The organism is Paenibacillus sp. 276b, assembly GCF_900107875.1.
In the GTDB taxonomy this organism is placed as follows: Bacteria; Bacillota; Bacilli; order Paenibacillales; family Paenibacillaceae; genus Paenibacillus; species Paenibacillus marchantiae.
Map to the genome: position 1 here is coordinate 40187 of NZ_FNRR01000013.1, position 14317 is coordinate 54503.

The 14317-nt window shown below is 48.5% G+C and carries 11 protein-coding genes; all 11 read left to right on the forward strand.

Annotated elements, in window-relative coordinates:
* The first annotated feature begins 288 nt into the window (after positions 1 to 288).
* The 11 genes from spoIIE to hslO all read left to right on the forward strand — a co-directional run bounded on the left by spoIIE (position 289) and on the right by hslO (position 14308).
* Entirely contained in the window at positions 289 to 2796 is a 2508-nt protein-coding gene (gene spoIIE, locus BLV50_RS31350; RefSeq protein WP_177031309.1) for a stage II sporulation protein E, read from the forward strand.
* 85 nt (positions 2797 to 2881) lie between these two features.
* Complete coding sequence (locus tag BLV50_RS31355) at positions 2882 to 3634, forward strand: vWA domain-containing protein (RefSeq protein WP_064641402.1); 753 nt, start codon at positions 2882 to 2884, stop codon at positions 3632 to 3634.
* Positions 3618 to 4565: a serine/threonine protein kinase gene (locus tag BLV50_RS31360; protein ID WP_024633727.1), complete on the forward strand. Its 948-nt coding sequence runs from the start codon at positions 3618 to 3620 to the stop codon at positions 4563 to 4565. The genes BLV50_RS31355 and BLV50_RS31360 overlap by 17 nt, the downstream gene beginning before the upstream one ends.
* 44 nt (positions 4566 to 4609) lie before the next feature.
* Positions 4610 to 6049 (forward strand): tRNA lysidine(34) synthetase TilS, encoded by a 1440-nt coding sequence (gene tilS, locus BLV50_RS31365; RefSeq protein ID WP_063567557.1) that lies wholly within the window; start codon positions 4610 to 4612, stop codon positions 6047 to 6049.
* 53 nt (positions 6050 to 6102) lie between these two features.
* Positions 6103 to 6642: a hypoxanthine phosphoribosyltransferase gene (hpt, locus tag BLV50_RS31370; RefSeq protein WP_024633729.1), complete on the forward strand. Its 540-nt coding sequence runs from the start codon at positions 6103 to 6105 to the stop codon at positions 6640 to 6642.
* A 101-nt stretch (positions 6643 to 6743) separates the two neighbouring features.
* The gene (ftsH, locus tag BLV50_RS31375; protein ID WP_063567558.1) at positions 6744 to 8789 is read left to right on the forward strand and encodes an ATP-dependent zinc metalloprotease FtsH; all 2046 of its coding nucleotides are present in this window, start codon (positions 6744 to 6746) and stop codon (positions 8787 to 8789) included.
* A gap of 298 nt (positions 8790 to 9087) precedes the next feature.
* Positions 9088 to 10026 carry a quinolinate synthase NadA gene (nadA, locus tag BLV50_RS31380; protein ID WP_024633731.1) on the forward strand — a complete coding sequence of 313 codons (939 nt, stop codon included), beginning with the start codon at positions 9088 to 9090 and terminating at the stop codon, positions 10024 to 10026.
* Positions 10027 to 10062: 36 nt separating this feature from the next.
* The gene (nadB, locus tag BLV50_RS31385; RefSeq protein WP_090811965.1) at positions 10063 to 11682 is read left to right on the forward strand and encodes an L-aspartate oxidase; all 1620 of its coding nucleotides are present in this window, start codon (positions 10063 to 10065) and stop codon (positions 11680 to 11682) included.
* Positions 11679 to 12545, forward strand: coding sequence for a carboxylating nicotinate-nucleotide diphosphorylase (gene nadC, locus BLV50_RS31390; protein ID WP_072735830.1), 867 nt, complete (start codon positions 11679 to 11681; stop codon positions 12543 to 12545). The genes nadB and nadC overlap by 4 nt, the downstream gene beginning before the upstream one ends.
* A gap of 6 nt (positions 12546 to 12551) precedes the next feature.
* Positions 12552 to 13322 carry a type III pantothenate kinase gene (locus tag BLV50_RS31395; RefSeq protein WP_072735831.1) on the forward strand — a complete coding sequence of 257 codons (771 nt, stop codon included), beginning with the start codon at positions 12552 to 12554 and terminating at the stop codon, positions 13320 to 13322.
* A 95-nt stretch (positions 13323 to 13417) separates the two neighbouring features.
* On the forward strand, positions 13418 to 14308 hold the full coding sequence (gene hslO / locus BLV50_RS31400; protein ID WP_072735832.1) for an Hsp33 family molecular chaperone HslO: 891 nt from the start codon (positions 13418 to 13420) through the stop codon (positions 14306 to 14308).
* Positions 14309 to 14317: the final 9 nt, after the last annotated feature.

Consider the following 14317-nt stretch of genomic DNA (forward strand, 5'->3'; position numbering starts at 1 on the left):
ACAGGTTTCCGTGGCATTCCACAGGTATCCTGCTCAAATCGTGGCGAGGACGAAGCGCGTCCGGTTCAAAATCAGACAAGTGCCTTGTCGGCAAGGGTTATGGCAAATGTATGAAACCACAATAAGGCCGGGGGTTTCGCACCACCGCGCCGCGTCTGTTTCTTTTGTCGTAAAGTTTTTGGACCCTACCCACCAATTGTGACAAACTACGTCTTCTATTCTATCTATAATCAGAACCATCGAGAACGAAACACGAAAATTAAATTAATCGAATGGGGTGCCTTGAGGATGATGGAAAAGTGGAATGTCATTCAATTTCCGGGAATGAAAGCTGGTAAAGGAGGTACAGAAGCTCGGGAGGAGCTGTCGGTACGTCTCAAACAGTGGATTAGCTCCCGCAAGGCCGTCCAGATCGTTGCAGCACGTAAATGGGTGCTGCTTCTTACCTTTATGGGATTTTTGCTAGGTAAGGCCATGATTCTGAATGAATTATCACCCTTTGCGATTGCTTACTTTGCGGTTATCGCCTTCATGCGCAGGGATTATATTATTCCGGTAGGAGCTGCGTTGCTGGCAGGAAGTCTCTTCGCCCCGTTTCCGGTACCTCTGATTGTTGCTTCGGAGCTCGCTATCTTCTATCTGTTGTTCAGAGGACTGGAGTCTTATGACCGCGCTGAATTATCTTATGCGCCAACGATGGTGTTTACGACTACTTTTATGGTCAAGTTATTCGCCGTCGTTATTGGGCCGTCTTTCAGCTGGTACGCCATGCTAATGCTCACGATGGATTCCGTACTCAGCTTTGTGCTTACCTTAGTTTTCATACAGGCCATACCGATTTTCACGTATCGCAAAAAAAAATTCAACCTAAAGAACGAGGAGATCCTCTGTCTGATCATCTTGCTGGCTTCCGTAATGACGGGGGCGGTGGGCTGGACGATCCAGTCCCTGTCTGTAGAGCATATGCTCTCTCGTTATCTCATTCTAATCTTCGCGCTGGTGGGCGGAGCCCCCCTCGGAGCATCGGTTGGGGTCATTACTGGTCTCATTCTGAGTTTGGCCGATATGTCGGCGGTATATCAGATGAGTCTGCTTGCTTTTGCTGGCATGCTGGCGGGTATGCTCCGGGAAGGAAAACGTGCGGCGGTTGCTCTGGGCATGCTGCTCGGTTCCTCTATTCTATCCATATACCTGGGTGGACCGGGAGATGTCATGAACTCCTTATGGGAGACATGCGCAGCCATTGTTCTGTTTATGTTAACGCCAAAAAGTATGCTGACGGCCATCTCCAAATATGTTCCTGGCACTCAGGATCACACGAAATCGCAACATGAATATGCGAAGAGAATTCGGGATGTCACCGCAGAACGGGTTACCCGCTTCTCTCAGGTATTCCGTCAGTTGTCACGCAGCTTCGATCAGATGTCCGGTGCGGGGGAGCCGGTACAGAACGAAGGCGGGATGGAACACTTCATGAATGCCGTAGCCGAAGGCACATGTTCGGGTTGCTTTAAGAAGGATCAATGTTGGGATGCGAAGTTTATTCAAACCTATAAATACATGACGGACGTGATGAGTTCCATTGAAGCCAACCCGGAGATGTCAGGCAAGCAGATTCCGGTGGAATGGAACAGGGTATGTGCGAAACCGGAGGACGTACTTGAAGTGATGCGTGCCCAGTATGGTCTGCATCAACATAACATGCAATGGAAACGTCAGATTATAGATAGTCGACAGCTGGTTGCAGAGCAATTATCAGGGGTATCCCAGGTGATGGAGGACCTGGCGAAAGAAATTCAACGGGAAAGTGAGGAGATGGTACAACAGGAGGAGCAGATTCGGGATGCGCTTGAGTCGTTGGGTCTGTCCATACATTCTATTGAAATCATTAATCTGGAAGCGGGGAATGTGGAAATAGAGATTGTTCATGCCTATACACGCGGATTTGACGAGTGCCGGAAAATGATCGCTCCGCTGATTTCGGATGTACTGGACGAGCATATTGCCGTCTTGAATGAGACCATGCTCGATCCTCGCCAAGGGCTGGCGACAGTCACATTTGGCTCTGCCAAAACGTTTGAGATAACAACCGGTGTTGCTGCTGCCGCCAAAGGGGGAGATGTGATGTCCGGGGACAGTTTCAGCACGGTTGAACTGGGTAATGGGACCTTTGCAGTTGCGCTTAGCGATGGCATGGGCAATGGCGAACGGGCACGCATGGAGAGCAGTGCTGCTCTAAACATACTGGAGCAGTTGTTACAGTCGGGCATGGATGAGAAACTGGCGATCAAATCGGTGAATTCCGTTCTGATGCTGCGTTCTCCTGAAGAAATGTATGCAACAGTGGATATGGCTCTGATCGATGAATATACGGCAGAGACCACGTTTATGAAAATCGGCTCGACTCCAAGTTTTATTAAACGAGGGCAGGAGGTTATTCAGGTTTCGGCAAGCAATCTGCCGATTGGCATTATCAAAGATATTGAGGTGGATCTGGTAACCGTACAGCTTCAGCCAGGGGATGTTTTAATTATGATGACAGATGGTATCTATGATGCACCGGGGTATGCCGTCAATAAAGAACTATGGATGAAGCGGCTCATTCAGGAAATTGATAGTGATGATCCTCAGGAGGTAGCAGACTGTCTGCTTGAAAGTGTTATACGTTATCAGCAACATGAGATCTATGATGATATGACTGTAATTGTAGGCAAAATAGAACATTATCGCCCGGAGTGGGCCACATTGAGAGTACCCGGAATAAGCCGGATGGAGCGTCCGCGCACTGTCAGTTAATTGCATATTCCTCTGTTTGAAGTCTCTTCATTCTGGCAATGCTAGTCATAGAGTTGGAGAGTAACCCAAAACGGAGGGATATCGGATGAAACAAATCTTGTTGATCACCGACGGTTGTTCCAATGTAGGCCCAAGTCCAGTGCTGGCTGCGGCGGAAGCGCGAGAAGAAGGAATTACGGTCAACGTGGTCGGCGTTATTGATTATGGAACCATTGGTGAGTTGGGTAGTCGGGAGATCGAGGATATTGCCAAAGCCGGAGGTGGAATTAGTCAGATCGTAGGCACAAGACAGCTTGCCCATACGATGCAGATGATGACAAGAAAAACGGTGGTTCAGACCATTCAACAGGCGGTTAATAGAGAGTTAACACAAATTCTGGGAGAGCACGAGCCGAAAACGGTAACAGACCTTGAACCGGCAAAACGTGCGCAGGTCGTTGAAGTGATGGATGATATGGCCGAGACAACACCACTTCAGGTCGTGCTTCTCATTGACGTAAGTGCCAGTATGAAGCCGAAGCTTGCTGCGGTGGAGGAAGGGATTCGCGATTTAATGCTTAGCTTGCAGGCACGTATGGGTCAGAGCCATCTTTCCGTCTTTCATTTTCCTGGGCGCCATAGCGGAGAAGAAGCTGTCATGGATATCGACTGGACAGTTGACCCGAGCCGTGTTCGTTCACTATTTGGACGTTTGCAAATGAAGGGAGCGACGCCGACAGGTCCTGCGATTCAAAGGGTGATTGATTTTTACCGTTATGGTACACTGGAGGGACAGCAGGAAATAGAAGGGAACTATCGCATTGAAAGAGAAGGGATGCTCGGTGACAACGTTGTCTGACGCCTCTTTCCCGCCAGGAACAGTCATCACAGGGAAATGGAATCGCAGCCGTTATACGATTCGGAAGCTGCTGGGCAAAGGAGCCAACGGCATCGTTTTTCTTGTCCAGCGGGGTGAGAATGGCAAACATTATGCGCTTAAAATGGGATTTGACCCAGTAGATCTGCAATCGGAAATTAATGTGCTCAAATCTTTTCAATTACAGCGTAATCATGAGGCCCTTCGGCAGAGTGGCATTCCTTCTTATCTGAAAGATGTGGATGACTACGCTATTCGTGGTCGTGATATTCCCTTTTATGTGATGCGTTACGTTCGGGGGGAGTCTTTGCACCACTTCATTCGGCGTCAGGGAACGGACTGGACACTTCTGGTTGGACTCAGACTATTGCAAAAGCTGGCTCAATTGCATCAGGCTGGATGGGTGTTTGGCGATCTCAAACCTCAAAATGTACTGGTATCGGATTATGGGCAGGTAGAACTTATCGACTATGGCGGAGTGACTTCTATCGGCCGGAGCGTCAAGCAGTTCACTGAATGGTATGATCGCGGATTCTGGAATGCAGGCAGTCGAACAGCAGACGGTACCTATGATGTGTTTGCTTTTGCGCTATTATTGATTCATGTACTTGAAGCTGATGCACTCAAAGCGCTAGCTGCAGAGGGATTACCTCAACTGCGAAGTGTAAATCAGCTCACAGCTCTCGTGGAGCGCAGCGAACGTCTCCGCCCTTTTCGAAACTGGACTATTCAGGCATTACGAGGTCAATTTCAGGATGCCGGACACGCGGCTAAGGTCTGGAAAGAGATGATGGCACGCCCTTCTCCTCTTCGTCGCCGTTCCAAGAGTACAACTCCGCGTTGGCTCAAAAATGCATTTGCCGTCTCCGTTATATTACTTATTGGGGTACTCATCTATGCACTGCGATTCTGACCTGTGAGAGTGCATATACATAACGTAAGGAATGAGGAACAGGTATGGAAGCTTTACGCTGGAACAAGCTGGTGAATAACGTGCTGGATGCAGCGGAAGAGCATCAGTTATGGGTTCCCGGGGATCGGATTGTCGTCGCAGTATCGGGCGGACCGGACTCGGTAGCTTTTTTGCATATCATGCATGAGATCAGTACCAGGCATGTCCCGCTGGAATTGATCTGCGCCCATGTACACCATGGTTTTCGGATTGAATCCGATCATGAAGCCGAGATGATGAAGGAACTTGCGCACCGACTTGGCATTGCATTTGAATGGGTTAAGGCCGACGTACCTTCTTATATGAAGCTTACCGGTCAAGGCTCTCAGGAAGCTGCGCGCAACAAAAGATATGAGTTTTTGCATGAAGTGGCTGTCAAATACGATGCGGCGAGCATTGCACTGGCCCATCATGCCGACGATCAGGCAGAGACGGTTATGCTCCATTTGCTGCGAGGAAGTGGTCTTTCCGGACTCGCAGGAATGAAGTTTAAACGGCGAGAAAAAAATGTGGAACTTATTCGTCCATGCCTTCGTATAAACAAGACAGACCTTGTAGAAGCTTGTAATACCCAGGGTTTTCTGTATTTTAATGATGAAAGCAATTCCCTGCGTAAATATCGGCGTAATGCCATTCGCTTGGATGTGCTTCCTTTTTTGGGGCAATATAATGGACAGTTGACGCCGTCTTTGAATCGACTTGCCGAAATTGTAGGCGATGAAGACGATTTCATGGAACAAGGTGCATATGACGCATACAGGTGTCTAGTGCAGGCGAACGGCGGAAGGCAAACCTTTGAGGTGCCTTCCTTTTTGAAGTTACATGTCGCTTTACAACGAAGGTTGATTAAACTAATATTGAATTATCTGCCTTTGGACAGTGATTTTGTCGACTTTACCCGTATTGAGACCATTCGCCGCAAGGTAATTCAGCCTGACGCGACGACCTGGAGCCTGGATATAGGACAGACACTCGCCTGCACCCGGGAGTATGATCTGATCTCTTTCGGCATACGGACTGACGTACAGGATCAATCTTACGAATATCGTCTTGCTCAATGGAGCGGAACTTATGAGCTTTCTCTCGCGGAAATCGACCGGCATGTTCGGATCGTTCCGATGAGTCCCGAGGACTATCATGTACCGGAATCGGCGGATCATGCCGCATTTGATGCGGATCAACTGCTTATGCCGCTGGTTGTGCGTTCAAGGTTACCTGGAGATACCATGAAAGTGATGGGATTAAACGGAAGCAAAAAGGTGAAAAATATTTTCATCGATGAGAAAATTCCCCCATCTGTCCGTTCACGGGTTCCCGTGGTATGTGATGGAGCAGGCAATGTCATCTGGTTACCGGGTGTTCGCCGGTCTAGTGTAGCTCCTGTCAGGGAGGATACTTCCGCAATCCTGTACATGACTGTAGGCGATTCAGCGATTCAGGGGTAGTGGTTATGGTTCAGGTAAGGCTTTCATATGTATAACTTAGGAGGTTCGCACAGTTGCAGAACGACATTCAGGAAGTATTGATCAGTGAAGAAGAAATTCAGAGTAAAATCAAGGAATTAGGCGCAACAATAAGTGCCGAATATGCAAATCGCAATCCTTTGGTCATTTGTGTGCTCAAGGGTGCGTTTATATTTATGGCTGATTTGGTTAAGAACATTACGGTACCTGTTGAGATGGATTTCATGGCAGTATCGAGTTATGGCGCTTCCACCAAATCATCAGGCGTTGTTAAAATCATTAAGGATCTGGATGAATCCGTCGAGGGACGCGAGGTTCTGATTGTAGAGGACATTATTGATAGTGGACTCACGCTCAGTTATCTGATCGAACTCTTGCAGAACCGCGGTGCTGAATCCGTCCGTGTGGTTACGCTATTTGACAAGCCTTCAGGTCGCAAAGTCGAACTTGAAGCTCATTACACCGGCTTTGACATTCCTGACGCATTCATCGTTGGCTATGGTTTGGATTATGCCGAGAAGTACCGGAACCTCCCTTACATCGGGATTCTGAAACCGGAAGTTTACAGCAACTAATGCTTAAGCTAGTTCCAAGCCCATATCTGTTGGTGGCTTCTGTTGAGAAGCCATGTCGGGCTATGTTAAAATAATTAAAGTGTCTCGAGAGGAGGTAGGGGATGAATCGGTTCATCCGGAATTCTGGTTTTTATTTGATTCTTTTTTTAGTTGTGGTGGGGATAGTCCAGTTCGTCAGCAATGGCGGCGAAGCCACCGATAATCCTAGATATGATCAGTTGCGCACGGCAATCAAGGCCAACAACGTCTCTGAATTGACGGTTCAATTCAACGGTCAGACGTACCTCGTGACCGGTCAATACAGAAAGATACCTGACGGGGCCAAATCAGAAAATTTCTCAACGTATATTCCTCCTACGGATGAGGCGATTAGTGAGCTTGTAGCTGCAAGCGAAACGAACAATTTTGAATATCATCAGGAACCTATGAAAGGTGACAGCATCTGGTTGACGTTGCTGACTTCCTTTATTCCTTTGATCATTATGTTCCTGCTGTTCTTCTTCCTGTTTAATCAGGCTCAAGGCGGCGGCGGTAAAGTAATGAACTTTGGTAAAAGCCGTGCTCGTCTCTATAACGAAGAGAAGAAACGGGTTACGTTTGAAGATGTTGCGGGTGCTGACGAAGAGAAACAGGAACTGGTTGAAGTCGTGGACTTCCTCAAGGACCCTCGTAAATTCGCAGCAGTAGGTGCGCGGATTCCTAAAGGCGTATTGCTTGTAGGTCCTCCGGGTACAGGTAAAACCTTGCTCGCTCGTGCTGTTGCCGGTGAAGCGGGTGTACCATTCTTCAGTATTTCCGGTTCTGACTTCGTTGAAATGTTTGTCGGTGTCGGTGCATCTCGTGTACGTGACTTGTTTGAAAATGCGAAGAAAAACGCCCCATGTATCATCTTTATCGATGAGATCGATGCTGTAGGACGTCAGCGTGGTGCTGGTCTTGGTGGTGGTCACGACGAACGTGAACAAACACTCAACCAGTTGCTTGTTGAAATGGACGGATTCGGAGCCAATGAAGGTATTATCATCGTTGCTGCAACGAACCGTGCTGATATTCTGGACCCTGCCTTGCTGCGTCCAGGACGTTTTGACCGTCAAATCACGGTTGATCGCCCTGACGTGAGAGGTCGTGAAGCGGTTCTGAAAGTACACTCACGCAACAAACCACTCACCAAAGATGTGAAGCTGGACATTATTGCGAAGCGTACTACCGGATTCTCCGGTGCAGATTTGGAAAATCTCTTGAATGAAGCGGCATTGCTTGCGGCACGTCGTAATCGCAGAGATATTTCCATGCGTGAGGTAGACGAGGCGATTGACCGTGTTATCGTAGGTACGGAGAAGAAAAGCCGTGTCATCAGTGATCGTGAGAAACGTATCATTGCTTACCACGAAGCAGGTCACACCATTGTAGGTTACTTCCTGGAACATGCCGATATGGTACATAAAGTTACCATTATTCCGCGTGGACGCGCGGGTGGATATGTAATCATGTTGCCAAAAGAAGATCGTATGCTTGTAACCAAGCAGGAGCTGTTGGACAAAATAACGGGACTCCTTGGGGGCCGTGTTGCAGAAGAATTGTTCATTGGTGAAATTGGTACTGGCGCATACAGTGACTTCCAGCAAGCGACAGGTATTGTTCGAAGTATGGTTATGGAGTACGGTATGAGTGAGAAATTGGGTCCTATGCAATTCGGAAGTTCACAGGGACAGGTATTCCTGGGCCGTGATATTGGTCATGAACAGAATTACTCGGATTCCATCGCATATGAGATTGATCAGGAAATGCAACGCTTCATTAACGATTGTTACGAGAAATGTAAGGACTTGCTCGTAAAACATTCGAAAGAGATGCATCTGATCGCACAAACATTGCTCGAAGTGGAGACATTGGAAATGGATCAGATCAAGGAATTGATTGAGACAGGTTCCCTGACTCCAAAAAGTGAGAACAGCAATGATGGAGAAGGCACGCCTAGCGAAAGCGGAGAGGCGATCATCGACAACATCGGTGATGTACGCGTCCGTATCCAAGGCAAAGATGAAACGCCTGAGCCACCAGCCGGAGATATTCCTAACGAAGCTCCGAATCTGGACAAAGGAAACAGCAATGACCCGGATGATGGTGGAACGAAGCCAACGTCTTAATTTATAACAACCATCTGTTTATAGTGGCAGATGAACAAAGAGAGCCTTCGGGCTCTCTTTTTTTATATATTCCTTTAAATTGTATAGATAATGATAACGGGGAGCTATAGGGCGAACCACGTAGGAAATGGGCGGTTATGCCCTTGTTCTGGGGCGTTTTCATTTATTGACAGAGTCGTGAACGTTGTGTACATTAGGTGTTAAACCGCTTGTGATTCGTTTCTCAAGCGAAAATAACGACTTGGATTTGCCATATGAAACAGCGTATAAGGCTGTCCCGATAAGGAGAGGATCACAGGTGGAAGCTCTGGCTTTAGAGCGCAAGGCTGAGATGAACCGGGAGCTGCGCGAGCGGCTGATGGAGTTGAAGAAGGAACGTAATGCCATTATTCTTGCCCATTATTATCAACGTGACGAGGTACAGGAGGTCGCTGATTTCCGGGGAGATTCGTTTTTGCTGGCCCAGAAGGCGGCACAAACCGATGCGGATGTTATCGTTTTCTGCGGGGTTCATTTTATGGGTGAAAGCGCTAAAATTCTTGCCCCTAACAAAACGGTTATCATCCCCGACGAGCGTGCAGGCTGCCCAATGGCAGACATGGTGAACGTTGAAGGCTTACGTAAATTGAAAGCACAGCACCCGAATGCCAAAGTTGTAACGTACATCAATTCTTCAGCTGAGATCAAGGCAGAGACCGACATCTGTTGTACATCGGCCAATGCTGTCAGAGTCATTCAATCTGTTGATTCCGATGAAATCATCTGGGTACCGGATAAAAATCTGGGACATTATGTGCAACAACATACAGACAAGAAAATGATTATCTGGGAAGGTTACTGCAATACCCATGATATGCTGACGGTCAAAGACGTGGTTGAGATGAGAGCGAAGCATCCAAATGCCGAGTTCGTTGTTCACCCGGAATGTCGTCCTGAGGTTGTAGAGATGGGTGACTTCGTAGGTAGCACAACCGCCATTCTGGAATATTGTAAGAATTCGTCCGCTAAAGAATTTATCGTAGGTACCGAGGATGGTACAGGATACCAACTGCGTCTCGATAGCCCGGATAAACAATTCCACTTTGCTACCAAGTTCCTCGTATGCCCGAACATGAAGGTCAACAACTTGAAAAAGCTGGTTAAATGTCTGGAAACGATGAAGCCGCAAATTTACGTACCGCCAGCGGTTGCCGACAAAGCCAGAGAATCACTAGAGCGCATGTTACTGGTGAAGTAGCATGCGCTACTCTTGCTCCAAGACAGGTGAAATAACATGATACCGCAATATTTAGTGGATTTTGATCTGTCCGCGCTGCCGATGGTGGAGACGGATGTGCTGGTTATTGGTTCGGGCATTGCTGGTTTGTTTACTGCGATCAAGGCGAGTGAACAACGCAGTGTGTTGATGATCACGAAGAAGTCGTTACTGGATAGTAACACCCGGTATGCGCAGGGAGGAATCGCTGCGGTTATTGCTGAGGATGATTCACCTGCCTACCATTTGCAGGATACACTTGTTGCAGGAGCGGGATTATGCCGCTCCGAAGCAGTCGAAGCATTGGTGAACGAGGGCCCGGACGGAGTGAAAGAACTGATTCGACTGGGTACTTTGTTTGATCTGGAGAACGGCGAGTTGGCGTTGACGCAGGAAGGTGCGCACAGCCACCGCCGTATTTTGCATGCCAATGGGGATGCAACGGGATATGAGATTGTGCGTGCACTGGCTGCACAGGCGAATGAACATCCGGGGATTGAAGTGTGGGATGAGCATTTTGTCATTGACCTGATTACAGAGCAGGGAGAATGTGTAGGTGCGCTGGTTCAGAAGGCTGACGGCTCACAAGTATTTGTGAAGGCAGAGGCAACCGTACTATGCTCTGGCGGAGCTGGACAATTGTATCGATATACGACTAATCCGGAAGTGGCTACAGCAGATGGTGTGGCGATGGCCTATCGTGCCGGGGCAGTTGTCCGGGACATGGAGTTTATTCAATTTCACCCGACCTCCCTTTGTTATCCGGGAGCACCACGTTTCCTGGTGTCCGAGGCGGTACGTGGCGAAGGAGCCTATTTGCGCAATGTGAAAGGCGAGCGCTTCATGGAACGGTATCATGCACAGCTTGAACTGGCACCACGTGATATCGTCGCGCGGGCAATTGTCAGTGAGATGGAATCGACAAACAGCACCTTTGTATATTTGGATATCACTCATGAACCGGCGGAGATGATTAAGCATCGGTTTCCTACTATTTATGAGACCTGTATGCGATACGGACTGGATATGACCACAGACTGGATTCCGGTTGCTCCTGCTGCACATTACATGATGGGCGGAGTGAAGACGGATCTCAGTGGGGAGAGCAGCATTGGCCGGTTATTTGCCTGCGGTGAGGTATCTTCTACTGGAGTACATGGAGCCAATCGCCTGGCGAGCAACTCTCTGTCTGAAGCAATCGTATTTGGCCGGAGAATCGTGGATCGTATTCAATCCCTTCCTCCGCTTGCTTCACTCCAGACAAATATTCCCACATTAACAACTATTCGCAGGATCATAAAGGAAGAGCAGAAGCCGGTGTCCGAAAGACGCTTGCGTCTGCAAAAAATGATGGTGCGTCAAGTGGGGCTGCGCCGGAATGGCGCTAACCTGCAAGCAGCAATAGAGAAACTGCAACAAGAACTGCAATTTTTTGATCAGAAGTTTACTCACAAAGAAGAGATGGAATATGCCAACCTTTTGACCTGTGCCTGGTTGGTTACCACTGGAGCATTACACCGCGAGGAAAGTCGGGGAGCCCACTACCGTGAGGATTTCCCGCAGCGTGACGAAGCCGTATGGCAGAAGCATAGTCTGCAGCAGCGAGAACAAGCGATTGTGGAGGAATTGATGTCATGATACTGAACGGATATAATGAAGGACTCATCGAATCAATCAAAAACTGGCTTCGTGAGGATGTTGGTGCAGGGGATGTCACAACAAATGTGACGATTCCCGCTGGCAGTCAGTCCAAGGCCGTTATACATGCCAAAGACAATGGAATCATTGCAGGAATTACGGTAGCAGAACTCGTGTTTCAGGTAGTGGATCCTGGTCTTGCGTTCACACCAATGGTAAAAGACGGTGATGCAGTTACACATGGTACGATTCTGGCTGAGGTAGAAGGAAGCACACATAGCTTGCTGACAGGAGAGCGTCTGGCTCTTAACCTGCTTCAGCGCATGTCTGGTATCGCTACCCGTACACGTACTTATGTTGACGCGCTGGAAGGCCTTTCTACACGACTGGTCGATACTCGTAAAACAACACCGGGACACCGCTTGCTTGAAAAATATGCAGTGCGGGTTGGTGGCGGAGCAAATCATCGGTTCGGTCTCTATGATGCCGTCATGATTAAGGATAACCACATCAAGGGCGCAGGCGGGATCACTGAAGCGGTACAGCGTGCGCGAGCCGTCATTCCGCATACAATGACCATTGAAGTAGAGACCGAAAACATGGAACAGGTCAGAGAAGCCTTGCAGGCTGGGTCAGATATCATTATGCTGGATAACATGCACCCAGATCGGATGCGTGAGGCCGTCGCTCTTATTCGTGAGCAGGCTCCGCATGTGAAAGTTGAGGCATCGGGCAACGTCTCGCTAAATACCATTCGTGGTATTGCAGAGAGCGGAGTGGATGTAATTTCAGTTGGCAGGTTAACCTACTCTTTTGAGAGCCTGGATATCAGCCTGGATTTAAACGAAAAGAAAGAGGGGTGAACCTCTTTGATTCTTGTGGTAGACGTGGGCAACAGCAATATCGTACTCGGCGTGTATCAAGGCCGGGAGTTGCTCCACCATTTTCGCCTGAGTACATCCCGTCAGTCGACAGTGGATGAATACGGCGTATTGATTTATAATTTATTTCATATGTCGGGGATTTCAACACGCGACATTGAAGGTGTGATCATCTCATCCGTGGTTCCACCACTGGTGAATGTGATTGAAGCCATGTGTGAGAAATACGTAGGCAAAAAACCGCTACTCGTTGGGCCTGGTATTCGAACCGGCCTGAACCTGCGGTATGAGAATCCTCGTGAAGTTGGCGCGGATCGCATTGTTAATGCAGTAGCAGCCGTTGAGAAGTATGGCGGCCCTCTCGTTGTGGTCGATTTTGGTACAGCGACTACATTTGACTGTATTGACGAGAAAGGAAATTATCTGGGTGGGGCTATCGTACCCGGCATCCATATTGCAACCGAAGCACTCTATGAACGAGCGTCCAAGCTACCTCGTATTGAATTGGAGAAGCCCAAGAAAGTCATTGGTCGCAACACCATTCATGCGATGCAGGCCGGCATTATATTTGGTTATGCAGGACAGGTGGACGGCATTGTGGAGCGTATTCGCGAGGAAATGGGAGCCAAGCCTAGAGTCATTGCAACCGGAGGCCTTGCCAAGCTGATTGCAGAAGAAACACGCAGCATCGATGAAGTGGATCCGCTGCTTACGCTTGAAGGGCTGCGTATCGTTTATGAGCGGAACCGGGAAAGGTAAGAACAGAGACGGCAAACAGCGGGCTGAGGTTACAGTCTTATATGTTATGCCGTTTTTTCTATAACTGGCGATTACGCCAAAGGAGGCTGAATGACTTGGAAAACAACAACAAACAAGACCGGTTAATTCGCGGTACAGCAATGAACGGACGGGTTAGGGCCTTTGCTGTTCAAACGACGGAACTGGTTGAGGAATTGCGCAGAAGACATGATACGTTTCCCACGGCTACAGCAGCTATGGGGCGTACGGTTACAGCAGCATCCATTATGGGGGCTATGCTTAAGGGAGAAGAGAAGCTGACAATTCAAGTCAAAGGCGACGGCCCCATTGGACAGATTGTTGCCGATGCTAATGCGAAGGGTGAAGTTCGTGGCTATGTAAGCAATCCGCATGTACATCTGCCGAGCAACAGTATGGGCAAACTGGACGTTGCTGGCGCAGTCGGAACAGAGGGATTCGTGAACGTAACGAAGGATTTGGGGCTGAAAGAGCCTTATCGCGGCAGTGTGCCGATTATTTCAGGGGAACTTGGCGAAGACTTTACGTACTATTTTGCCAAATCGGAGCAGACGCCTTCTGCTGTAGGCGTTGGTGTACTAGTGGATACCGATAATTCGGTTATTGTAGCCGGTGGATTCATTGTACAGTTGCTTCCAGGTTTGATGGATGATGAGATTACGGTGATTGAAAATGCCATTGGTACAATGCCGCCAGTGACGTCTCTGTTGGCTGAGGGGCTTGAACTGGAAGCACTGCTTCGTCGCGTACTGCCTGATGTACAGGTCATGGACGAAATGGATATTCATTTCCACTGTGAGTGTTCACGTGAGCGGGTAGAGAAAACGTTGATCAGTCTGGGTCAATCCGAAATGGAACAATTGATTGAGGAAGAAGGCCAGGCTGAAGTGGTCTGCCAATTCTGCAATGAGGCTTACGATTTCAACAAGGAACAACTTGAAACCATCCTAGAGCAAGCCAAGAACTGATTTTATGCG